Origin of the sequence: Streptomyces sp. CA-146814 (genome assembly GCF_050942385.1) — a bacterium.
Lineage (GTDB): Bacteria > Actinomycetota > Actinomycetes > Streptomycetales > Streptomycetaceae > Streptomyces.
In genome coordinates, this window is record NZ_CP192068.1 from 1308239 (window position 1) to 1331630 (window position 23392).

At 72.7% G+C, this 23392-nt stretch carries 19 protein-coding genes; 13 read left to right on the forward strand and 6 right to left on the reverse strand.

Going from position 1 to position 23392, the window contains the following annotated elements; all coding sequences use genetic code 11:
- The first annotated feature begins 89 nt into the window (after window positions 1–89).
- Window positions 90–1670 (forward strand): Rv2231c family pyridoxal phosphate-dependent protein CobC, encoded by a 1581-nt coding sequence (gene cobC, locus ACQP09_RS05795; protein WP_433396479.1) that lies wholly within the window; start codon window positions 90–92, stop codon window positions 1668–1670.
- 81 nt (window positions 1671–1751) lie between these two features.
- On the opposite strand, the gene ACQP09_RS05800 is transcribed toward cobC, so the two are convergent.
- Together ACQP09_RS05800 and ACQP09_RS05805 are read right to left on the reverse strand one after the other, a co-directional pair.
- A complete protein-coding gene (locus tag ACQP09_RS05800) occupies window positions 1752–2819 on the reverse strand; it encodes an SCO1860 family LAETG-anchored protein (protein WP_433396480.1) in 1068 nt (355 codons plus the stop codon).
- A 302-nt stretch (window positions 2820–3121) separates the two neighbouring features.
- Window positions 3122–4234, reverse strand: coding sequence for an amidohydrolase family protein (locus ACQP09_RS05805; protein ID WP_433396482.1), 1113 nt, complete (start codon window positions 4232–4234; stop codon window positions 3122–3124).
- Window positions 4235–4346: 112 nt separating this feature from the next.
- Between ACQP09_RS05805 and ACQP09_RS05810 the strand changes: the two genes are divergently transcribed.
- From ACQP09_RS05810 to ACQP09_RS05835, 6 genes are all read left to right on the forward strand, one after another.
- Window positions 4347–5453 carry a pyridoxal-phosphate-dependent aminotransferase family protein gene (locus tag ACQP09_RS05810; RefSeq protein ID WP_433396484.1) on the forward strand — a complete coding sequence of 369 codons (1107 nt, stop codon included), beginning with the start codon at window positions 4347–4349 and terminating at the stop codon, window positions 5451–5453.
- Window positions 5454–5761: 308 nt separating this feature from the next.
- Complete coding sequence (gene ectA, locus ACQP09_RS05815; RefSeq protein WP_432151720.1) at window positions 5762–6292, forward strand: diaminobutyrate acetyltransferase; 531 nt, start codon at window positions 5762–5764, stop codon at window positions 6290–6292.
- 198 nt (window positions 6293–6490) lie between these two features.
- The gene (gene ectB, locus ACQP09_RS05820; RefSeq protein WP_433396485.1) at window positions 6491–7753 is read left to right on the forward strand and encodes a diaminobutyrate--2-oxoglutarate transaminase; all 1263 of its coding nucleotides are present in this window, start codon (window positions 6491–6493) and stop codon (window positions 7751–7753) included.
- Window positions 7754–7837: 84 nt separating this feature from the next.
- Window positions 7838–8236: an ectoine synthase gene (locus ACQP09_RS05825; protein ID WP_018512207.1), complete on the forward strand. Its 399-nt coding sequence runs from the start codon at window positions 7838–7840 to the stop codon at window positions 8234–8236.
- Between the two features lie 6 nt (window positions 8237–8242).
- Complete coding sequence (gene thpD, locus ACQP09_RS05830; protein WP_018512206.1) at window positions 8243–9136, forward strand: ectoine hydroxylase; 894 nt, start codon at window positions 8243–8245, stop codon at window positions 9134–9136.
- A gap of 101 nt (window positions 9137–9237) precedes the next feature.
- Complete coding sequence (locus ACQP09_RS05835) at window positions 9238–10272, forward strand: VOC family protein (protein ID WP_433396488.1); 1035 nt, start codon at window positions 9238–9240, stop codon at window positions 10270–10272.
- On the opposite strand, the gene ACQP09_RS05840 is transcribed toward ACQP09_RS05835, so the two are convergent.
- Window positions 10248–11318 carry an alkene reductase gene (locus ACQP09_RS05840; RefSeq protein WP_433396489.1) on the reverse strand — a complete coding sequence of 357 codons (1071 nt, stop codon included), beginning with the start codon at window positions 11316–11318 and terminating at the stop codon, window positions 10248–10250. The two genes, ACQP09_RS05835 and ACQP09_RS05840, sit on opposite strands and share 25 nt — an antisense overlap.
- Before the next feature lie 169 nt (window positions 11319–11487).
- Here ACQP09_RS05840 and ACQP09_RS05845 point away from each other — a divergent pair, with 169 nt between their 5' ends.
- Complete coding sequence (locus ACQP09_RS05845; protein ID WP_433396491.1) at window positions 11488–11994, forward strand: MarR family winged helix-turn-helix transcriptional regulator; 507 nt, start codon at window positions 11488–11490, stop codon at window positions 11992–11994.
- A 47-nt stretch (window positions 11995–12041) separates the two neighbouring features.
- Here ACQP09_RS05845 and ACQP09_RS05850 read toward each other — a convergent pair whose 3' ends face one another.
- Both ACQP09_RS05850 and ACQP09_RS05855 read right to left on the reverse strand, forming a co-directional pair.
- Window positions 12042–13100 (reverse strand): aminotransferase class V-fold PLP-dependent enzyme, encoded by a 1059-nt coding sequence (locus ACQP09_RS05850; protein ID WP_433396493.1) that lies wholly within the window; start codon window positions 13098–13100, stop codon window positions 12042–12044.
- A gap of 87 nt (window positions 13101–13187) precedes the next feature.
- Window positions 13188–13904 carry a DsbA family oxidoreductase gene (locus ACQP09_RS05855; RefSeq protein WP_433396494.1) on the reverse strand — a complete coding sequence of 239 codons (717 nt, stop codon included), beginning with the start codon at window positions 13902–13904 and terminating at the stop codon, window positions 13188–13190.
- Between the two features lie 243 nt (window positions 13905–14147).
- On the opposite strand from ACQP09_RS05855, the gene ACQP09_RS05860 reads away from it, so the two are divergent.
- The 5 genes from ACQP09_RS05860 to ACQP09_RS05880 all read left to right on the forward strand — a co-directional run bounded on the left by ACQP09_RS05860 (window position 14148) and on the right by ACQP09_RS05880 (window position 21752).
- Window positions 14148–15881 carry a cytochrome P450, cyclodipeptide synthase-associated gene (locus tag ACQP09_RS05860; protein WP_433396495.1) on the forward strand — a complete coding sequence of 578 codons (1734 nt, stop codon included), beginning with the start codon at window positions 14148–14150 and terminating at the stop codon, window positions 15879–15881.
- A gap of 30 nt (window positions 15882–15911) precedes the next feature.
- Window positions 15912–17915: an ATP-binding protein gene (locus ACQP09_RS05865; protein WP_433396497.1), complete on the forward strand. Its 2004-nt coding sequence runs from the start codon at window positions 15912–15914 to the stop codon at window positions 17913–17915.
- A 109-nt stretch (window positions 17916–18024) separates the two neighbouring features.
- Entirely contained in the window at window positions 18025–19539 is a 1515-nt protein-coding gene (locus ACQP09_RS05870; protein WP_433396499.1) for an MFS transporter, read from the forward strand.
- Between the two features lie 159 nt (window positions 19540–19698).
- Window positions 19699–21060: a carotenoid oxygenase family protein gene (locus tag ACQP09_RS05875; RefSeq protein WP_433396500.1), complete on the forward strand. Its 1362-nt coding sequence runs from the start codon at window positions 19699–19701 to the stop codon at window positions 21058–21060.
- Window positions 21061–21137: 77 nt separating this feature from the next.
- Entirely contained in the window at window positions 21138–21752 is a 615-nt protein-coding gene (locus ACQP09_RS05880; RefSeq protein WP_433396502.1) for an ABC transporter permease, read from the forward strand.
- A 9-nt stretch (window positions 21753–21761) separates the two neighbouring features.
- On the opposite strand, the gene ACQP09_RS05885 is transcribed toward ACQP09_RS05880, so the two are convergent.
- A complete protein-coding gene (locus ACQP09_RS05885) occupies window positions 21762–23285 on the reverse strand; it encodes an aldehyde dehydrogenase (NADP(+)) (RefSeq protein ID WP_433396504.1) in 1524 nt (507 codons plus the stop codon).
- Window positions 23286–23392: the final 107 nt, after the last annotated feature.

A 23392-nucleotide genomic window follows, 5' to 3' on the forward strand; every position in this document is an offset into this window, starting at 1 on the left:
AGGTCCGTGAGCCGTACGGCCGCCGGGTCCGTGACCGTATACGGAACAGCTCCACCCCCCACCGCTTGATGTGAAAGGCAGGCTCCGCCATGACGACCCCCACCTCCGAGCCCGGTGTGCGGAACCTGGTCGTCGGGGTCGGCGCCCGCCGGGACGCGCCGGCCGACGCGGTGTTCGGCCTGATCGAGCGGACGCTGCGCGCGGCCGGGCTGCGGACCGCCGATGTGGTGGAGGTGGCGACCGTCGACGCGAAGGCGGACGAGCCGGGGATCGTGGGGGCCGCGGCGCGGCTCGGGGTGCCGGTGCGGACCTATCCGGCGGCGGCGCTGGCGGCGGTGCGCGTACCGAATCCGTCGGGTGCGGCGGCCGAGGCGGTGGGGACGCCGTCGGTGGCGGAGGCGGCGGCGCTGATCGGCGCGGACGAGCTGGTCGTCGGGAAGGCCGTCGGCCAGGGTCTGGCGACTTGCGCGGTGGCCCGCCGCTTTCCGGCCGTCCTTGCGCCTTTCCCTGTTTCCGGCGAGAAAACTTCCACCCCACTCGTGACGGAAGGCCCCGGCCCGTTCACCATGGCAGCCATGACTCCCCCCACACATCCCCCCACGCGAGACATCGAGAGCGCCGGGCCCGACCTGCGGCACCACGGCGACGCGGAGGTGCGCGGCGAGAATCTGACCGATCTCGCCGTGAACGTCCGGACCCACACACCACCGGAGTGGCTGCGCCAGCGGATAGCCGCCTCGCTCGTCTCGCTGGCCGCCTACCCCGACGGCTCGGCGGCCCGGGCGGCGGTCGCCGAGCGGCACGGACTGCCGGTGGAGCGCGTCCTGCTGACGGCCGGGGCGGCGGAGGCGTTCGTGCTGATCGCGCGGGCGCTGCCGGCCCGCTGCCCGGTGGTCGTACACCCGCAGTTCACCGAGCCGGAGGCGGCGCTGCGGGCGGCCGGGCACGGGGTGGGGCGGGTGCTGCTGCGGGCGGAGGACGGCTTCCGGCTCGACCCGGCGGCGGTGCCGGAGGAGGCGGATCTGGTGGTGGTCGGCAACCCGACCAACCCGACCTCCGTGCTGCATCCGGCGGCGCTGCTGGAGCGGCTGGCCAGACCCGGGCGGACGCTGGTGGTGGACGAGGCGTTCATGGATGTGGTGCCGGGCGAGCGCGAGGCGCTGTGCGGGCGGACGGACATTCCGGGTCTGGTCGTGCTGCGCAGCCTGACCAAGACCTGGGGGCTGGCCGGGCTGCGGATCGGCTATGTGCTGGCCGAGCCGGAGACGATCGCGCTGCTGGCGGAGGCGCAGCCGCTGTGGCCGGTGTCGTCCCCGGCGCTGGCGGCGGCCCAGGCGTGCATGGAGCCGCGGGCGCTGGTGGAGGCGGCGGAGGCGGCGGACCGGATCACGGTGGACCGGACCCATCTGCTGGCCGGGCTGGCGGAGTTCAGCGAGGTGCGGGCGGTGGAGGCGGCGCGGGGGCCGTTCGTCCTGGTCCGGCTGGAACGGGCGGCGGAGATCCGGGAGCGGCTGCGGCTGCTGGGCTTCGCGGCCCGGCGCGGCGATACGTTCCCGGGGCTCGGCCCGCAGTGGCTGCGGCTGGCCGTCCGCGACCGGGCGACGACCAACCGCTTCCTCCAGGCCCTGGACCAGGCGGTTCAGGCGCTGCCCGCGCGCACCGGGCTCTGAGGACCCTGCCGGAAGGGCCCCTGCCGGCGGCGGCGTTCCGTCGGACGAACGCCGCCGCCGGGTTTCGTGGGTGAGCCGGGATCAGCTCTGGGCGCTGCCGCTGCGCCGGCGCGCGACCACCGTGGCGCCCGCGCCGACCGCGAGCAGCAGGGCCGCGCCGCCCGCGATGTACGGGGTGGAGGAGCTGCCACCGGTCTCGGCGAGGTTGGCCGTGGTGGGGGCCTTGCCGGAGTCGGAACCGGTCTGCGGCTTCACGTCGGAGCCGCCGTCGCCCTGGTCGCCACCGGTGGAGCCGCCGTCGGAACCACCGGTGTCGCCGCCACCGGTGGACCCGCCCGTGGAGCCTCCGGTGTCACCGCCGCCGGAGCCGCCCGTGGAACCGCCCGTGGCACCGCCGTCCGTCGAACCGCCGTCGCTGCCGCCCGGCTCCTCCGGCGCCTTCGGGGTCTCGCAGGTCGCCTGGGCCAGCGTGACCTCGCCGTTTACCTCGGCCACGTTGAGCTTGAGCGGGTTGATCGCGACCTTCAGCTGGAGCGCCGTCGCCGCCGCCGTACGCGCGGTGGTCTCCGTCTTCGACAGGTCGAGGCTCACCTCACCGACGCCCGGAACCGTGACCAGGGTCGGGCCGCCCGCGGAGAGCGTCACCTTCTTGCCGAGCACCTTGACGTGGCCGAGCACGTTCGATTCGGCGACGGGCTCCTTGCCGACCTCGCAGAGCGCCTTGGAGGTCACCTTCTCGACCTCGATGAGCGAGAGCAGCGGCAGTCCGGGCACATGGACGCGGGCCTTGACCAGGTTGACGTGGCCCTCGGCCTTCTTCTCGTCCACGGTGGCGTCGGCCGTGGCCACGTCGGCGCGCAGGACACTGACCGGCTTTCCGCCCGCCACACCGTCCAGGTTCACCGAGAGCGCGGTCTGCTCGGCGCTGGCCGGTGCCTGCACCTCGTTGAGCGTGACCTTGAGGGGCACCTGGACGGACTTGTTGAGGAGCGGGACGTCGAGCGCGGTACGGAGCACGACCGCGCTCGCCTTGCCCTCGCCGCCGGTGGCGGGCGTCGCCGGGGCTGCCTGCGCGGGGACGGCGGCAAACAGGGCGACGGGAGCGGCGGCGACCGCCAGGGCAGCGAGACGGAAGGTGTTGCTGTTCAAGATGGTGGAACCCCCACAAGAGACATGGAGCCACCGGCACAGTCCAATGGGGGACATCGCCTGTGCCGGTGGCCTCGACTCCGTGAATCTTTACGCACTGTGGGTGAACTGGCGGACACCTGGCGTGAGTTCACCCCAAAGGGGGGTTTCCGCGCGCATATTCGAATCTTTCGGCACGTGCGTTCCCTCCCACCCCACGTACTCACCCGTTTCACACACCGTGAGCCCAGGTACGTCGACGAGCGGACCACATCAACGAGCCGGAAGGCCGATCCGTCACTGCCGGTCAACCAGGCGCACCATCACCCGACGACCCGCCCGTTCAGCACGATGTGGCGCGGGGCCGCCAGCACCCGGACGTCCGCGCGCGGGTCCTCCTCGTACACGACCAGGTCCGCCGGAGCGCCTTCCTCCAGACCCGGCCGCCCCAGCCACCGCCTCGCTCCCCACGCCGTGGCCGAGAGCGCCTCCAGCGGCGGGATGCCCGCCTTCACCAGCTCGGCGACCTCGCCCGCGACCAGGCCGTGCGCCAGCGAGCCGCCCGCGTCGGTGCCGACGTAGACCGGGATGCCGGCGTCGTACGCGGACCGGACGGTGTCGTAGCGCCGCTCGTACAACTGCCGCATATGCGCCGACCAGCGCGGGAACTTGGCCTCGCCGCCCGCCGCGAGGTCCGGGAACGTGGCGATGTTGACCAGCGTCGGGACGATCGCGACGCCGCGTTCCGCGAAGAGCGGGATGGTCTCCTCGGTGAGGCCGGTGGCGTGCTCGACGCAGTCGATGCCCGCCTCCACCAGATCGCGCAGCGACTCCTCGGCGAAGCAGTGCGCGGTGACGCGGGCGCCGAGCCGGTGCGCCTCCGCGATGGCCGCCGCGACCTCGCCGCGCGGCCAGCAGGCGGTGAGGTCGCCCGCGTCCCGGTCGATCCAGTCCCCCACCAGCTTGACCCAGCCGTCACCGCGCCGGGCCTCCTGCGCGACGTACGCCACGAGGTCGCCGGGCTCGATCTCATGCGCGTAGTTACGGATGTAGCGCCGGGTCCTGGCGATGTGGCGGCCGGCCCGGATGATCTTCGGCAGGTCCTCGCGGCCGTCGATCCAGCGGGTGTCGGACGGCGATCCGGCGTCCCGGATGAGCAGGGTCCCGGCCTCGCGGTCGGTGAGGGCCTGCTTCTCGGCGGTCGCCGCGTCGACCGGGCCGTGCCGGTCCAGGCCGACATGGCAGTGCGCGTCGACGAGTCCGGGCAGCGCCCAGCCGGTGACGGTCTCCGCGCTCTCCGCGCCCGGCGGCCGCTCGTAGGTGATGTGTCCGTCGACGGCCCACAGTTCGTCGCGCACCTCGTCCGGCCCGACGAGGACCCGTCCCTTGACCCGCAGCACCCGCTGCCCGTCCCGCTCGCGCACCTGATCACTCATAGCGGCACTGTACGAGGCCCTCGGTAGGCTGCGAGGAGGGCGTCGGCCGCGAGCCGGACCCCGCCGCCCGCACCAGAGAAGACGACCCGACCGACCCGGAGAGAGCCCCACCGTGACGCACCCCTTCCTCGACCTCCCCCCGCTGACCGCCGCGCACTTCGCGGCCATCGAGCGGCGGGTGGCCGCGCTCCTCGCCACCGAGCAGGACGTCGTCATCACGCAGGGCGAGGCGCTGCTGCCGCTGGAGGGCTGCATCCGCAGCGGTGCCAGGCCCGGCTCGACCGCGCTGAACGTGGTCACCGGACCGTACGGGCAGACCTTCGGCAACTGGCTGCGGGACTGCGGCGCCGAGGTCGTCGACCTCAGCGTGCCCTTCCACACCGCGGTCACCGCCGACCAGGTGGCCGAGGCGCTCGCCGAGCACCCGGAGATCGACTTCGTCTCGCTGGTGCACGCGGAGGCGGCGACCGGCAACACCAACCCGGTCGCGGAGATCGGCGAGGTGGTCCGGGCGCACGGGGCGCTGTTCATGCTGGACGCGGTCGCCTCGGTGGCCGCCGAGCCGCTGCTGCCGGACGCCTGGGGCGTGGACCTGTGCGTGATCGGTGCGCAGAAGGCGATGGGCGGTCCGGCGGGTGTGTCGGCGGTGTCGGTGAGCGCACGGGCCTGGGAGCGGATCGCCGCCAACCCGGCCGCGCCCCGGCGCTCGTACCTCTCGCTGCTGGACTGGAAGGAGCGCTGGATCGACGGCGGCCGCACGGCTCTGCCGCACGCTCCGGCGCAGCTGGAGATGCTGGGTCTGGAGGCGTGCCTGGAGCGGATCGAGGAGGACGGGCTGGAGACGGTGACGGCCCGCCACGCCTACGCCGCGGCGGCGACCCGGGCGGGTGAGGTGGCGCTCGGCGGCGGTCTGGAGCCGTACGTCCTTCAGGCGCGGGACGCCGCTCCGGTGGCCACGACGCTGCGCGCGCCGGCCGGGACGGACGCCTCCGCGCTGGTCGCGCGGGCGCTGGAGCTGGAGCCCTCGCTGCCGCTCATCGCGGGCGGCGGGGCGCTGGCCAAGGAGATGATCCGGGTCAATCACTACGGGGCGGACGCGACGGGGAGCGCGGTGCTGACCTCGCTCGCGGCACTGGGGGCCGCGCTGTCCGATACCGGGCGGACGGTCGACTTCGATGCTGCCCGCCGTGCGGCCTCGGAAACCTGGCCGGGCCTCTGATATTCATAATGCGGGGAGCTGCTTTACCGTAAGCAGCTCCCCGCATTCTTCTGCCCGCTTTCCTGCCCGCTAAACGCGGAAGTTTTTTCGGGGCTCGAACTTCATGATTCGGACACGTCTCACAGGAGTTACAACCCTGTGACCGACTCCACACGATCGACGTTATGCCCGAAAAATTCAGGACAAAGAGCGCGAAATCGTGCCCGGATCCTGGGGGATCTCGCGCACGCCTGATAACACATACAGGCGCTCCGCCCAACCCTTTGCCGCGATGCAATTTAGAAATTTGCTGGGTAAATTCAATTCACATGACCGCCGCACCAGCAGATTTTGCCCGTGCCCGAAGCGAATTCCTGAGTATCGACACGCCACGAGTGGAGGACGGAGCCGCGATCTGGCGCATCGCCCGCGACTCCGAGGTCCTGGACCTGAACTCCTCGTACAGCTACCTGCTGTGGTGTCGTGACTTCGCCGCGACGTCCGCCGTCGCCCGTGGCGAGGACGGCGAGCCGATCGCCTTCGTCACCGGCTACATCCGTCCCGACCGCCCGGAGACCCTCGTCGTCTGGCAGGTCGCCGTCGACGGGGCGCACCGCGGCAAGGGACTCGCCGCAACCCTGTTGGACGCGCTGACCGCGCGGGTCGCCGCCGACCAGGGGCTCTCCTGCGTCGAGACGACGATCACCCCGGACAACACCGCGTCCGACCGGCTCTTCACGTCCTTCGCCCAGCGGCACGACGTGCCGCTGGAGCAGGAGGTGCTCTTCGACGGCGGGCTGTTCCCCGAAGGGACGCACCTGCCGGAGGTCCTCTACCGGATAGGTCCCTTCGCGGACTGAGCCGCCTGAGCCACCCCGAGCCGCCCGAGTGACCTGAGCGGACAGGCTCCGCTCGCGGTCCGGCGTACCTGACCCGTACGCCGGTTTCCCCACGACTTTTCGCGCCGGCCGACCATCCGGCGCGGTCCCGGCCGCCTCCGCGCGGCAGGGAGCACCGACCACCTTGCCCGTCACACCCCCTCACGCAGGAGATTCGCTGTGACCATCACCCCGCCCGCACTGAGCGTCTTCGAGACCCTGGAGTCGGAGGTCCGTAGCTACTGCCGCGGCTGGCCGGCTGTGTTCGACCGCGCGCAGGGCGCCCGGCTGACCGATGAGGACGGCCACTCCTACCTGGACTTCTTCGCCGGCGCCGGCTCGCTCAACTACGGCCACAACAACCCGGTGCTGAAACGAGCGCTGATCGACTACATCGAGCGCGACGGCATCACCCACGGCCTGGACATGGCGACCACCGCCAAGCGCGCCTTCCTGGAGACGTTCCAGAACGTCATCCTGCGCCCGCGCGACCTGCCGTACAAGGTCATGTTCCCCGGCCCGACGGGCACCAACGCCGTCGAGTCGGCGCTGAAGCTGGCCCGTAAGGTCAAGGGCCGCGAGTCGGTCGTCTCGTTCACCAACGCCTTCCACGGCATGTCGCTGGGCTCGCTCGCCGTCACCGGCAACGCGTTCAAGCGGGCCGGCGCCGGGATCCCGCTGGTGCACGGCACGCCGATGCCGTTCGACAACTACTTCGACGGTACGGTCCCCGACTTCCTCTGGTTCGAGCGGCTGCTGGAGGACCAGGGCTCCGGGCTGAACAAGCCCGCCGCCGTGATCGTGGAGACCGTCCAGGGCGAGGGCGGCATCAACGTCGCCCGCGCCGAGTGGCTGCGCGCGCTCAAGGAGCTGTGCGAGCGCCAGGACATGCTGCTGATCGTCGACGACATCCAGATGGGCTGCGGCCGTACCGGCGGCTTCTTCTCCTTCGAGGAGGCCGGCATCGTCCCGGACATCGTCACGCTGTCGAAGTCCATCAGCGGCTACGGCCTGCCGATGTCGCTCTGCCTGTTCAAGCCGGAGCTGGACATCTGGGAGCCGGGCGAGCACAACGGCACCTTCCGCGGCAACAACCCGGCCTTCGTCACGGCCGCCGCCGCGCTGGACGCCTACTGGGCCGACGGCCAGATGGAGAAGCAGACCCAGGCCCGCGGCGAACAGGTCGAGCAGGCGCTGCTGGCCATCTGCGCCGAGGAGCCGACCGCGCAGTTCCGCGGTCGCGGCCTGGTCTGGGGCATGGAGTTCCAGGACCCGGCGCGCGCCTCGGCGGTCTGCGCCCGCGCCTTCGAGCTGGGGCTCCTGCTGGAGACCTCCGGCCCGCAGAGCGAGGTCGTCAAGCTGCTGCCGCCGCTGACCGTCACCACCGACGAGCTGGACGAGGGCCTGCGCACGCTGGCCCGCTGCGTCCGCGAGACGGCCTGACCCGGCGAGTCCGGGGCAGGCGGGAAGTAGCGCCCCGGGCCTCACGGGCCCGGGGCGGAGTTCAAGAGAAAGGCACTGCTCACCGTGATCGTCCGATCGTTCAAGGACATCGAGAACACCGACCGGCATGTGAAGTCCGCGTCCGGCACCTGGGAGAGCAAGCGCATCGTGCTCGCCAAGGAGAAGGTGGGCTTCTCGCTCCACGAGACCGTGCTCTACGCGGGTACGGAGACCTCCATGTGGTACGCGAACCACATCGAGGCCGTCCTGTGCACCGAGGGCGAGGCCGAGCTCACCAACGACGAGACCGGCGAGACCCACTGGATCTCCCCCGGCACGATGTACCTGCTGGACGGGCATGAGCGGCACACCCTGCGGCCCAAGACCGACTTCCGCTGCGTGTGCGTCTTCAACCCCCCCGTCACCGGACGGGAGGACCATGACGAGAACGGTGTCTACCCACTGCTGACCGAGGAGGCCTGAACCACCATGACCACCGAAGTACGCGCCGATCTGTACCCCTCGCGCGGCGCCGCCGAGATGACCACTCCCCGCCAGGACCCGGTCATCTGGTCCGCGCCGGGCGCACCGGGCCCGATCGCCGCCAAGGATCTCCAGGGCTACGAACACGACGGCTTCCTCACCGTCGACCAGCTCATCACCCCGGACGAGGTCGCCGTCTACGAGGCGGAGCTGAACCGGCTGATCACCGACCCGGCGATCCGTGCCGACGAGCGCTCCATCGTGGAGAAGCAGTCGCAGAACGTACGGTCCGTCTTCGAGGTCCACAAGATCAGCGAGGTCTTCGCCGCTCTGGTCCGCGACGAGCGGGTGGTGGGCCGGGCCCGCCAGATCCTCGGCTCGGACGTGTACGTCCACCAGTCCCGGATCAATGTGAAGCCGGGCTTCGGGGCCACGGGCTTCTACTGGCACTCGGACTTCGAGACGTGGCACGCCGAGGACGGTCTGCCGAACATGCGGACCGTCTCCGTGTCGATCGCGCTCACCGAGAACTTCGACACCAACGGCGGGCTGATGATCATGCCCGGTTCGCACAAGTCGTTCCTCGGCTGTGCGGGCGAGACGCCGAAGGACAACTACAAGAAGTCGCTCCAGATGCAGGACGCCGGCACCCCGTCCGACGAAGCCCTGACGAAGATGGCCGACCGCCACGGCATCAGGCTCTTCACGGGCAAGGCCGGTTCGGCGACCTGGTTCGACTGCAACGCCATGCACGGCTCGGGCGACAACATCACCCCGTACGCGCGCTCGAACGTCTTCATCGTCTTCAACAGCGTGGAGAACGAGGCGCAGGAGCCGTTCGCGGCGCCGATCCGCCGCCCGGAGTTCATCGGGGCGCGGGACTTCACGCCGGTGAAGTAGCGCCACGCGCAGGCACACAGGGGCCCGGGACGGTAAGCCGTCCCGGGCCCCGGCGCGTATCTCGCTGGACCCGGCACCGGCCACCGGTCAGGGTGGCGACCATGACTTCTCACGTACGGCACATCACCGTCGACTGCGCCGACGCCCACGCGCTCGGCACCTTCTGGTCCCAGGTGCTCGGCGCGCCGCTCGCCGACGACGACCTCCCCGGCGACCCGGAGGCCCTGCTCGAAACCCCGGGCGCCGCGATCCTCTTCGTTCAGGGCCCCGACGCCAAAACGGCCAAGAACCGGGTGCACCTCGACATCCAGCCGCAGGACCGCACCCGGGACGAGGAGGTGGAGCGGCTTCTCGGGCTCGGCGCCACGCTGGTCGGTGACCACCGGAGGCCGAACGGGCGGGGGTGGGCGACGCTGGCGGATCCGGAGGGGAACGAGTTCTGCGTGGAGTGTTCGGCCGCCGAGCGGGCCGCGCTGAGCGGGACGCGGCTGCCGGTGACGGCCGACGATGTGACCACCGCAGTGCGGCTCGCGGTGGACGTGCTGGCCGGAGCTCCGGCGGACCGCTGGGACGCGCCTGCCGGGACGCTGGAGTGGAGCTGCTGGGAGACGGTGGAGCACCTGGGCGACGATCTCTTCGCGTACGCCGTCCAGTTGGGCCCGCGTACGCCTCCGCTCGACGGTGAGGTGCCCTACCGGTGGGCGCCGGAGCGGCCGGGCGGGCCGTACAACGCCGTCTTCGCGGACCGGGCGGCCGGGCCCGCCGGGCTGCTGGCCACGCTGGAGGCGAGCGGTGCGCTGCTGGCCTCGATGGCGCGGACGACGCCGCCGGAGGTGCGCTCGTACCACGGGTTCGGGATCTCCGACCCGGAGGGCTTCGCCGCGATGGGCGTGGTGGAGACCCTGGTGCACACCCATGACCTCGCGGAGGGCCTCGGCCTCACGTGGGCGCCGCCCGCCGCGCTCTGCGACCGGGTGCTGGCCCGGCTCTTCCCCGCAGCGCCGGCGGGCGGCGACCGGTGGACCGTGCTGCTCTGGGCCACCGGCCGCGAGGAGTTGCCGGACCACCCGCGCCGCACACAGTGGCGGTGGGACGGGCGGCCCCTGGAGGATCAGACGGCGTCGAGCGCCGGGTAGTCGGTGTAGCCCTTGGCGTCGCCGCCGAAGAAGGACGACGGGTCGGGGGCGTTGAAGGGGCCCTTGGCCTTGAGGCGGGCGGGCAGGTCCGGGTTGGCGAGGAAGAGGACGCCGTACGAGATGAGGTCGGCGATGCCGTCGTCGATCACGGTGTGGTCGTCCGGGCCGGTCGGCCCGTCGGAGTGCACGTTGATCAGGACGGTGCCGGTGAACACCTTGCGCAGCTGGAGGGTCAGTTCGCGGATCGGCGCGCCCTCCAGGATGTGCAGATAGGCGAGGCCGAGCGGCTCGATCTCCTGGGCCAGCGCGGTGTAGACGGCGTCCGGAGCGGGCTCGTCGATGTCGTTGTACGGGTTGGACGGCGAGATCCGCAGTCCGGTGCGGGCTCCGCCGATCTCGGCCGCGACCGCCTTGACCACCTCCACGGCGAACCGGATGCGCGCGCTCTCCGAGCCACCCCACTCATCGGTGCGCAGGTTGGTGTTGGGCGCGAGGAACTGGTGGATGAGGTAGCCGTTGGCGCCGTGCAGCTCCACGCCGTCGAATCCGGCCTCGACGGCGTTGCGGGCGGCGGCGGCGAAGTCGGCGATGGTCTGCCGGATCTCGGCACCGGTCAGCTCGTGCGGCTCGACGAAGTCCTTGGGGCCCTCGGCGGAGTAGACCTGACCGGCGGCCTTGACCGGCGAGGCGCTGACCGGGACCAGGCCGTCGGGAAGCAGATCCGGGTGGCCGATGCGGCCGGCGTGCATGATCTGGGCGAAGATCCGGCCGCCTTCGGCGTGCACCGCGTCGGTGACCTTGCGCCAGGAGGCGACCTGCTCGGCGCTGTGCAGCCCGGGTGTGAACGGGTAGCCCTGGCCGACGGCGGAGGGCTGGATGCCTTCGGTGATGACGAGGCCGGCCGAGGCGCGCTGGGCGTAGTAGGCGGCCGTGAGCTCGGTGGCCGTACCGCCCTCGCCCGCCCGGCTCCGGGTCATCGGGGCCATCACGATGCGGTTGGCCAGCGGGATGCCGGAGAGGTCGATGGGGTCGAAAGCGGTGGTCATCAAGGCTCCCAGAAGATTATGTGGTCGACCAATAAATTAGGTATGTGGTCGGCCAACCATTGGCGCTGACGGCCACTGTAGCGCATTGATTGGCCGACCAAGGTAAAGTGTCCGGAAGGCTCCGGTCGCCAGAGAAGCCCCCCATCGGAGCAGCACCGAGGAGCCCGCCATGAACACCGCCACCAACGCCACCGCGGAAGCCCCCTGTACCGACGCGCTGCCCGGAGCAGCGCTCGGCGGGCCCGTGAGCCACGCCGTCTCCCGCGTCGCCCGGCTGCACCGGATCGCGGCGGGCAAGCTGCTCAAGGGGCTGGGACTCTATCCGGGCCAGGAACTGCTGATGATGCAGCTGTGGGACTCGGGGCCGGTCCGCCAGTCCGAGCTGATCAGGACGCTGGACCTGGACCCGTCGACGGTCACCAAGATGCTCCAGCGCCTGGAGCAGACCGGCCATGTGCGCCGCCGCCCCGACCCGGACGACCGGCGGGCGGTCCTGGTGGAGGCGACGGCGGAGAGCTGCGCGCTGCACACGGCGGTGCGGGACGCGTGGTGCAGCCTGGAGGAGCACACGCTGGCGGGCCTGGAGAGCGATGAGCGTACGGAGCTGACGCGGCTGCTGGCGAAGGTGGAGGCGAACCTCTGCCAGGAGACGCAGGGGTGCCCGGAGCGCGGCTGACCCCTCCTCTTCCCCCTCCTCCGATCCCTCCTCAGCCTGATCCCTCCTCAGTCCAGCACGTCCAGCACCCGGTCCACATCCGCCTCCGTGTTGTACAGGTGGCAGGAGATCCGCAGATTCCCGGCGGGAGCCGAGACCGCGATCCTGGCCCGCGTCAGTTCGTCGTGACGGCCTTCGAGACCCGGCACGGAGACGATCGCCGACTCCCCCGGCACCACCTTGTGGCCCCGCTCCACCAGCCCCGAGCGCAGCCGGGCGGCGAGCGAGGTGGCGTGCGCGTACAGCGCGTCGGTGCCGATCTCCGCGAGCAGCGCGAGGGAGTGTTCGGCCCCGTGGTACGAGAGGAACGCGGGCGGCTCGTCGAAGCCGCGCGCACCGGGGGCGACACGCTCCAGCGGCCCGTAGTTGCCGGCCCAGGGCGCACCGGCGGCGACCCAGCCCGCGAAGAGGTGCGGCAGGGTGCCCTGCGCCTCCTCGGTCACGGTGAGGAACGACGTACCGCGTGGGCAGAGCAGGAACTTGAACCCGCCGGTGACGGTGTAGTCGTACGCCCCCGCCTCCAGCGGGAACCAGCCCGCCGACTGGGTGGCGTCCAGCAGGGTCCGGGTGCCATGGGCGGCGGCGGCCGCGCGGACGGCGGCGAGGTCGGCGACCCGGCCGTCGGCCGACTGGACCGAGGAGAAGGCGACGAGCGCGGTGGTGGGCCGTACGGCATCGGCGAGGTCCGCGAGCGGGACGTACCGCATCCGCAGGTCGCCGCGGAGCGCGAATGGGCTGACGACGGAGGAGAACTCGCCCTCGGGCGCCAGGACTTCGGCGCCCGCCGGGAGCGAGGCGGCGATCAGCCCGACATGGACGGTGACCGAGCTGCCGGTGGCGACCCGGTCCGGCTCGACCCCGGCGAGCCGGGCGAAACCGGCCCGGGCCGCCTCCACCACGTCGAAGCTGCCCGCGCCGATCCGGCGGCCGGCGGCGTTCTCGTCGGCGAGGGCCTTGACGGCGGCGATGGTGCGGCGGGGCAGCAGCCCCCAGCTGGAGGTGTTGAGGTAGGTGACCTCGGGTGCGAACTCGGCGGCGGCCACCTGGCTGAGCGGAGAGATCGTCATGGGCTCAGCCTGGAGCCCCCGCGACTCATAGTCAATTGCCGGAATCTGCGGTGCGCATCCAAGAAACACTTATACCGTCGGCGGTGCTCAGCTCTTCGGGACCTCGCAGGCGCCGTCCGTGTCGCAGGCGGCCGCGTCACCGCCGACGGTGGTCAGCGCGGTGGCCGGACGGTCCTTCCAGGCCTGCTCCAGCGCCTGGACGAAGACCTCGGAGGGCTGGCCGCCGGAGATCCCGTACCGCCGGTCGAGCACGAAGAACGGCACCGCGTTGGCGCCCAGTTCGGCTGCCTCGCGCTCGTCGGCCCGGACCTCGCCGGCGTACGCCTCGGGGTCGGCGAGCACCGCACGCGCCTCGTCACCGTCGAGACCGGCCTCCACGGCGAGCGCGAGCAGCACGTCGTCGTCGAAGACGGACCGCTCCTCGGCGAAGTTGGCCCGGTAGGTGAGGGTCAGCAGCTCGTCCTGGCGGCCGCGGGCCTTGGCCAGGTGCAGCAGCCGGTGGATGTCGAAGGTGTTGCCGTGGTCCCGGCCCTCCGTGCGGTAACCGAGCCCCTCGGCCTGCGCGTTGGCCGCGACGTTGGCCTCCATACCGGCGGCCTCCTCGCGGGTCCGCCCGTACTTGCTCGCCAGCATGTCGACGACCTGCTCGGTCTCGCCCTTGGCCCGCCCGGGGTCGAGCTCGAAGGAGCGGTGCACGACCTCGACCTCGTCCCGGTGGGCGAACTCGGCGAGCGCCTTCTCGAAGCGGGCCTTGCCGATGTAGCACCAGGGACAGGCGATATCGGACCAGATCTCGACGCGCATGACTCTTCTTCTCTCCAGGGGGTGTGGACGGGTCGGGGATGCCGCCCCGCGGGGCGGACCTCTGAGTCGAACACCGAACCTGACCTGGTCATTCCCGGCAGCCGTCGGACGCCTCCGGGGCGCGGGGCACGGTTGTTAATCTGTGGCCGGTCCGACGCGGGCCCCGGCGGCCGTGCACTGCGGTGACCGCGCACTGCGGTGACCGTGCCCTCTGATGGCCGTGCCCTTGTGAGAGGTCCCACCATGCCCCTGGCGCATTCCGGCTTCAGCGTCCTGTCGGACGCGTTCGAGGCCGACCCCTACCGCCACTTCGCCCGGCTGAGGGAACAGGCCCCGGTGCACCACGAGCCGGCGATCGACAGCTACTTCCTCTCCCGCCACCAGGACGTCCGGCGGGTGCTCACCGACCACCGGGCGTTCACCACCGAGACCCTGCAGGCGCGCGCCGAACCGGTGATGCGCGGACCGGTCCTCGCCCAGATGACCGGCGCCGAGCACACCGCCAAGCGCGGGATCGTCGTCCGGGGCCTGACCGGCGAGGCCCTGCGCGGCCAACTGGACGCCGTCCGCGCACGCGCCGCCGAGCTGATGGCGCCGCTGCTGGCCCGGGGCCGGATGGATCTGGTGGCGGACTTCGGCAGGCCGTTCGCCGTACAGGTGACGATGGACGTCCTCGGGCTGGACCGGAAGGACTGGCGGCGGGTGGCCGCCTGGCACAGCGGGGTCGCCGAGTTCATCACCAGCCTGGCCCTGACCCCCGAGCGCCGCCGGCACTGCCTGGAGTGCGCCGAGCAGCTGGAGGCCTACCTCGTCCCGGTCACCGAACAACGGCGCCGCGACCCGGGCCCGGACCTCATATCGCGGCTGTGCACCGCGGAGTTCGACTCCACCACACTGAGCGTCCGGGAGGTCACCGCGCTGATCATCAATGTGCTCGCCGCCGCCACCGAGCCCGCCGACAAGACCCTCGCGCTGCTCTTCAAGCATCTGATCGACCATCCCGAGCAGCTGGCGCAGGTGCGCCGGGACCCGGATCTGCTGCCCGCCGCGATCGCGGAGACGCTGCGTCTCACACCGCCGGTGCAGCTGGTGCCTCGCCGCGCGAAGGAGGCGACAGTGATCGCCGGGACCACCGTCCCGGCCGGTGCCACGGTGTTCTGCATGATCGGCGCGGCCAACCGCGACCCGGCCGCCTTCACCGACCCGGACGCCTTCGACCTCCACCGCGCCGACCTCGGCACCGCCCGCTCTTTCACCGCCGCCGCCCAGCACCTCGCCTTCGGCACCGGACTCCACCAGTGCGTCGGCGCCGCCTTCGCCCGCGCCGAGATCGAGACCGTCGCCGCGATGCTCCTGCCCCGGCTCGACCAGGTCCGCCACCGTCCCGGCTCCCGCTACCGGGAGACCGGCCTCTACACCCGCGGCCCCGTCTCCCTGCCGCTGGTCTTCACCCCCGTACGGACTCCGCTCCTCGTGGACGCAACCCGCGGCGGCCGGCCGGCGTCTTGTACGACGGCTCCGGCAGCGCACACCTCGTGCCCGGAACCCGTACGTACTCCTCCACTCCCCCAGGCGACCGAGACGATGACGACGACCGACATCACCAGAGCCCTCAACGACCTGCTGTTCACGCCGGACGGCGACCTCGCCGCCGCCGTCGAACGGCACTTCGCGCCCGACTACCGCCAGCGCACCAACGGCGTGTGGAGCGACCGGGAGGGCTTCGTCCAGCACATGACGGCCCTGCGCTCCCTGGTCCGGGACGGGCGGGTCGAGGTCCACGACGAACTCCGCGACGGACCGCGCTACGCCGACCGCCACACCGTCACCCTCACCAGGAACGACGGCGGCGTCTCGGTCACCGAGGTCTACCTCTTCGCCGAGATGGCTCCCGACGGCCGCTTCCGGCGGGTCGAGGAGACGACCCTCCTGCTCTCCGGCCACGCCGACGACCGGAACCTCGGAAGCGTCAAGTAGCGGGAGAGACAAAGGAGTTCGGGAGCCGGGATGGCATCGGTCGGGGAGCGGCTGAGCAGAGCGCGCGTCCAGGCGTTCGTCGGCCGGGACGGGGAGCTGGAGCGCTTCGAGGAGGCTCTGGCCGGCGGGCCGCACGCCCCGTTCGCGTTCTTCGTGTGCGGGCCGGGAGGCATCGGGAAGTCGACGCTGCTGCGGCGCATGGCGGACGGCGCCCGTGCGGCGGACCGCCGACTCGTCGAGTTGGACGGCCGGTTCGTCAGCCGGGACCCGGCCGACTTCGAGCAGGCCGCCACCGCCTTCCTGGACGTGCCGGGAACGGTGCTGCTGGTGGACTCCTTCGAGCACTGCCAGTGGCTGGAGAGCTGGCTGCGCCACCGGTTCCTGCCGCGCGCCGCCGACGACACCCTGGTCGTCCTGGCCGGCCGGCGCCCGCCGGAGCCGGAGTGGACCGCCGACCCCGCCTGGTCCCGGCTCCTGCACGTCACCGAACTGGAGCCGTTCACCGAGGAGCAGGCCCGCGCGCTGCTGACCTCGGCGCGGATCCGGCCCGAACTGCGCGACCGGGTCCTGCGCTTCGCCGGCGGCAACCCGCTGGCCCTCTCCCTGGCGGCGGCGGCCGGATCGAAGGGCTGCGGCCGCGAGGAGATCTGGACCCCGTCGGCGGACGTCCTGCGCACCCTGCTGGCGGGGCTGATCGGCGAGGTGCCCACGGCCGCGCACCGCCGGGCCCTGGAGGTGGCGGCGCAGGCCCACTCGACCTCCGAGGAGCTGCTCGCATCCGTGCTCCCCGACGAGGACGCCCACCTGCTCTTCTCGTGGCTGCGGGACCTGCCCTTCATGGAGTCCACGCACCGCGGCCTCCACCCGCACGACGCGGCCCGCGAGACGCTCGCCGCCGATCTGCGCTGGCGGGCGCCCAACGCCTTCGAGGCCGTGCGGCGGCGGCTGGCGGACGAGTATCTGCGCCTGCTGCGGGAGGCGCCGGAGGAACGGGTCTGGACGGTCACCGACGACCTCTTCCACCTCTTCCGGGAGAGCCGGATCCTCGCCCGGCTGCGCACCTGGTCCCGCGAGGACGAGGTGCACGACCGCCCGCTCCACCCGGACGACCTCGGCGCGGTGCTCGCCATGGCCGAGGAGACCGAGGGCCCGGCGTCGGCGGAGCTGGTACGCCACTGGGCGCGGCGCCAGCCGCAGGCGTTCAGCGTCTACCGGCTGGTCAGCACGGGCCGGATGGTGGCGTTCACCGCCCGCCTCGTCCTGCCCGCCCCGCCCGACGCCGAGGACCTGGCCGCCGATCCGGTGGTCGCCGCCGCCTGGCGGTACGCGGAGGCCACCGCGCCGGTGGACCCCGGCGAGCACATCGGCATCAGCCGCTTCTCGGTCTACCCCGAGCGCTACCAGGTCCCGTCGCGCGTCATCGACCTGAGCAGCTCCCGGGCCCAGGCGGAGGCGGCCCGCGCCCGTGGCCGCGCCTACGGGTTCGCCGTCTACCGGGACGCCGAGACCTGGGCCGAGCGGGTGCGGGGCACGCTCGCCGACACCGGGGAGCGCCCGCGGGTCGGTGACCACACCTACGGGCTGTTCGGCGTGGACTGGCGCCGCACGCCGGTGGAGACCTGGCTCGGCCACTTCATCTCCGCCACCACCGACGAGCCGCTCTCGCCGGGACCCTCACCTCTTCCCCGTACGGCGTTCGACCAGGCGGTACGGGAGGCGCTGACGCACTGGGGCGACGCCTCGGCCTTCGCCGCGTGCGCGCTGCTGCGCAGCCGGCTGGCGGCCGACGCCACGGAACCCGTCCCGCACCTGCGCGACCTGCTGCGCCGGGCCGTGGACGAGCTGGCCGGTGACCCGCGCGGGGTGCGCGCCCGTGAGGCGCTGACGGCGGGCTACTTCTCCCGGGTGCCGACCCAGGAGGCCGCCGCCCGCCGGCTCGGCCTGCCGTACGGCACCTACCGGCGTCATGTGCGCCAGGGCCTGGACCTGCTCTGCGACGCCTTGTGGCAGCGGGAGTTGTACGGCCGGCGGTAGGCGGGGCACCTCCCTGTTCCACCGGGTGGACAGGTGCGGACAGCGGTGGACAGTCGCGGCCTCCGCAGGCCCTGGATAGTGGACAGCGGCCGACCCGAGGCTGTGCGTCATGAACCTTGGACGTACGAAGGACGGGACGGCCGCGCCCCGCCGGGGAGCCGCACTCGCGGCGCTGGCCGCGGCGCAGTTCACCGTCATGCTCGCCACCTCGATCGTGAACGTGGCCCTCCCGCAGATCCGCCTCGGGGCGGGCCTGTCGGACGGGGGCGTCACCTGGGTGGTCAACGCCTACAGCCTGGCGTTCGGGGCGCTGCTGCTGGCCGGGGGCCGGGCGGGCGATCTGCTCGGCCGCCGCCGGGTGCTGGTCGCGGGCCTGGTGCTGTTCGCCGGGGCGTCGGCGGCGGCGGGCCTGGCGTCCTCGCCGGGCCCGCTGATCGCCGCCCGCACCGCGCAGGGCCTCGGTGCCGCCGCCATCGCCCCGGCCGCCCTGGCCCTGACGATCGGGCTGTTCCCGTCCGGCCCTGGCCGGAACCGGGCGCTCACGGTGTGGGGCGCGGTCTCCGGCGCGGGAGGGGCGGCCGGGGTGCTGCTGGGCGGCATCCTCACCCAGGCGTGGGGCTGGCCGTGGATCTTCCACGCCGTCGCCGTCGGAACGGTGCTGGTCCTCGCCGCCGTGGTGGCCCTGGTGCCCCGGAGCGGTGGCCGTACGGCCGGCCGGCTCGACCTGCCGGGCACGGTCACCGTGACCCTGGCCCTGACGGGCCTGGTCTGGGCGCTGACCGGTGCGCGGGAAGCCGGCTGGACGGACCCCGGAGTGCTCGGTGGGCTCCTCGGCGCCGTGGTGTTGTTCGCGGTCTTCGCCGTCATCGAGCGGAGCCGGCCGGACGCCCTCGTACCGCCTCGGCTGTTCACCGCCGGCCGCGTCACCTCGGGCAATCTGCTGATGGCGCTGCTGGGCTCCGTGTGGATCGCGCTCTTCTTCTTCCTGCCGCTCTACATGCAACAGGTGCTCGGCATGAGCGCCTTGGCCACCGGCGTGGGCCAACTCCCGCTCGCCGCCGCCAACATGCTGGGCGCGCTGGCGGCACCGCGTCTGGCCCGCCGTACCGGCGCCACCGCGACGCTGACCGCGGGCCTGCTCGTCGAAGGCGCGGGGCTGCTGTGGCTGTCCCGTATCGACTCCGGCGGAAGCTACGCCGTCGACGTCCTCGGCCCGACCGTCCTCGTCGGCCTCGGCCTCGGCATCGCCTTCGTCCAGCTCACCGCGCTCGCCGTGGACGGCGTCCCGGGACCGGACGCGGGCCTGGCCGGCGGGCTGGTGAACACCACGCGCCAGATCGGCGGAGTGGTCGGCCTGGCCTTCCTCGCCACCCTGGCCGGCTCCGTGACGGCCGAAGCCTCGGGCCACGCGTCGGTGCCGGAGGCCCTGACCGCCGGCTACCGGGCCGCCTTCGCGGTCTCCGCCGCGATCCTGGCCGCCACGGCGCTGCTCACGCCGCTGCTGACCCGCCGGGGCGACCGGGGCCGCCGGTGCGGCGGCAGCCGCACGGAGAGCGCCCGTGGCGTGACGACGGCCGACGGCACGGCGGCCACCGAGGCCACCGCCCTGCCGCAGCACGTCTGAGCTCACCCCTCCCAGACCACGCACGGCCGAAGCGATCCGGAGAACCGAAGAACAGAACCGCGAACCGAACCACGAGACCGAACCAACCGCGAACCCGAACCGCGAAGCCGAACCAACCGCGAAACCGATCCGAGAATCCGAGAGACCGAGGGACCGACCATGACCACCCCGCCCTTCCTGACCGGCCACTACACCCCCGTCGCCGACGAGATCACCGCCACCGGCCTCACCGTCGACGGCACCCTGCCGCCCGAACTGACCGGCCGGCTGATCCGCAACAGCCACAACCCCAAGCCCGGCGTCACGCCCACCCACTGGTTCAAGGGCAGCGGCATGGTCCACGGCATCCGCCTGCGCGAGGGCCGCGCCGAGTGGTACCGCAACCGCTGGGTCCACACCCCGGCCCTGGACGGCGCCCCCTACATGACCGACCGGGGCCCCGACCTCACCGCCAGCACCGCCGGTACGCACGTCATCGAACACGCCGGACGCCTCCTCGCCCTCTGCGAGGCCAACCTCCCGTTCGAGCTGACCCCGGACCTGGAGACCGTGGGTGCCCACGACTTCGGCGGGAAGCTGCGCACGGCCATGACCGCCCACCCGAAGGAGGACCCGGTCACCGGAGAGCTGCACTTCTTCGGCTCGTCCCCGTTCCCGCCGTTCCTGACCCACCATGTCGCCGACGCGAAGGGCGAGCTGATCCACAGCGCCGAGGTCCCCGGCGCGACCGCCTCCCTCAAGCACGACTTCGCGCTGACCCGCCGCCACGTCGTCTTCGTCGAGGGCAACGTCACCTTCGACCCGGCCGAGCACTCCGGCATTCCGTACGGCTGGAGCGACGCGCAGCCCTCCCGTATCGGGGTCATGCCACGCGGTGCGGACGGGGCCCGGCACGTCCGGTGGTTCTCCGTCGAACCCGGCAACATGCTGCACGTCGGCAACGCCTACGAGGACAGCCAGGGCCGGATCGCGCTGGAAGGGCCCACCGTCGACCGCGAGGGGTTCCGGCTCTCGTGGAACTGGTGGGTCGGCGCACCGGGACGCGGCGCCGAGCCCAACACCCGCTCCTACACCCGCCGCTGGGTGATCGACCTGGACACCGGCTCCGTCGACGAGCAGATCATCGACGACCTGGCGGTGGAGTTCCCCACCCTCAACGAGGAGTACCTGGGCGCCGAGCACCGCTACCAGTACGCGGTGTCCTTCCCGGACCAGGAGGGCTTCGGGGGCTACGGCGTGGTCAAGTACGACCGTGTCACGGGCGCCCGCCGCATCCACCAGGTCGGTGACGCGCGGCTGCCGAGCGAGGCCGTCTTCGTCCCCGCGGCCAGCGGGACGAACGAGGACGACGGCTACCTCCTGACGGTCGTCTCCGACCTCAAGCAGGACGCCTCGCAGCTCCTGGTGCTGGACGCCTCCGGACTCGACCGGGTCGCCACCGTCCATCTGCCGCGCCGCGTCACCGCGGGCATCCACGGCTCCTGGATCCCCGACGACGCCTTGGACGGCCTCCGGCCCTGATGGGACACCCGCACACCGGGGCGGCGGGCGTCCCGCCCGCCGCCCCGCCCCCTCCCCCGATCGCGAAGGAATCCGCCATGACCAGCACCGCCATAGCCGCCACCCTCCCGCCGCCCACGGCCCTTCCGGTGTCACGGGCCCGCGAGACCGACAACCGCGCGGCCTACGTGAGTTTCGGGCTCGCCTACGTCCTCGGCCACGGCGCCGCCGCGGTGTCCGGAGGCGGCACGCCCTGGATCGCCCTGCCCGGCTGGCTGCCCGTGACGCTCCTCGGCACCGGGCTGGTGACCGGCATCGCCCTCGCCACCCGCGCCGCCCTGCGGGCCCAACGCGGCGCGGCCGCACCGGACGTGCTCTCCGGCAAACTGCTCGGCACCGCCTGGATCGTCGCGTTCACGGCCCTGTTCCTCGCCATCACGGGCCTCACGTCCGTCCTGGACCGGCCGGAGCTCCAGGACGTCCTCTGGCCCGCCGGCTCCGGCCTGGTCGTCGGGCTGCTCTACCTCGCCGAGGGCTCCGTACGCCGCAACCTGCTGCACTACGGTCTCGGCGTCTGGCTGGCCCTGGTCTCCACGGCGGCGCTCTGGTTCGCGTCCCCCGCCCTGTTCTGGATCCTCGCCGTGGCGGGCGGCGGCGCGTACGCCGTCGCCGCGCCGCTCGAACACCGCCGCCTGCGCGCCCCGGCGCCGTAGCGGGAACCGTCAGCCCACGCGGCGGCCGTCCACCCACCGGGGCAGGCCCAGCGGGTTCGCCTCGCGCAGCTCCGGCGGGAGGAGCGCGTCGGGCGTGTTCTGGTACGTCACCGGGCGCAGCCAGCGTTCGACGGCCGTCGCGCCGACCGAGGTGGTGGGCGAGGTGGTGGCCGGGTACGGGCCGCCGTGGTGCTGGGCCGGGGCGACGGCGACGCCGGTCGGCCAGCCGTTGACCAGGATGCGCCCGGCGAGCGGGGTGAGGGCGGTGAGGAGCGCGGCGGCCTCCGGGTCGTCGCCCTCCGTCGCGGCCTGGAGCGTGGCGGTGAGGTTGCCGGGGAGCCGGGCGAGGACGGCGGCGACCTCGTCCGGTGCGCCGTACCGGGCGATCACGGTGACCGGGCCGAAGCACTCCTCCAGGAGCGCGTCGTGCGGGCCCTCGGCGGTCAGGTGGCGCGCCGGCACGGTCAGGAATCCTGCGGAGACCGTGTGGTCGCTGCCCGCGCCGGGGGTGACCGGGGCCCCGACGTCCGGGAGTCCGGCCCGTTCCCGTACGCCCGCGAGGAACGCGTCCCGCATCCGGTGGTCCAGCATCACGCCGGAACCGGTGGAGCTGACCGTCTCGGTGAGGGCCTCGACCAGCCGGTCGCCCGCGTCACCGGCCGGGACGAGGACGAAGCCGGGCTTGGTGCAGAACTGGCCGACGCCCAGCGTCATGGAGCCGCCGAGCCCGCTGCCGATCTCCGGGGCACGCTCGGCCGCGGCCGCCTCGGTGACCACGACCGGGTTGAGCGAGCCGAGTTCGCCGTGGAAGGGGATGGGGGCGGGACGGGCGGCGGCCGCGTCGAACAGCGCGCGGCCGCCGCGCACCGAGCCGGTGAAGCCCGCCGCGCTCACCAGCGGGTGGCGGACCAGTTCGACGCCCGCGTCGAAGCCGTGGACCAGCGTCACCACATCCTCGGGCAGGCCGGTGCGGGCGGCGGCGCGGCGGAGGACCGAGGCGCAGAGCTCGGAGGTGGCCGGGTGGCCCGGGTGGGCCTTGACGACGACCGGGCAGCCGGCGGCCAGCGCGCTGGCGGTGTCGCCGCCGGGTACGGAGAAGGCGAGCGGGAAGTTGCTCGCCGCGTAGACGGCGACCACCCCGAGCGGGACCTTCCAGCGGCGCAGGTCGGGCCAGGGCGGGGTGCGGGAGCCGTCCTCGTGGTCGATGCGGAGGTCAAGGTACGCGGCCTCCTCGACGACCTCCGCGAAGGCCCGCAACTGCGCTGCGGTCCGCGCGAGTTCACCGGTCAGCCGGACCGGGCCGAGGGCGGTCTCCGCGTCGGCGGCCTCGATGATGTGCGCTCCGGACGCCTCCAGCAGCTCCGCCGCCGTACGCAGGAACGCGGCGCGTGCGGTGCGGTCGGCCAGGGCCTCGCGTACGCAGTGGGCCGCCCGGACCGCGCGGTCGACCTCCTCGGCGCCGGCCCCCACCGCGACCTGCTCGCGCGGGTTCCCGCTGCGGGGGTCGACACTCCAGACTGGTGCTGCACTCACCGTGATTCCCCTCGGGTCCTGGAACACCGGCCGAACACGTTCGGTATTCTGAACAGAGTTCCTGATCGTGAATGTGCCCGGACTCTATTTCCGGGCCTTCCGTGTTG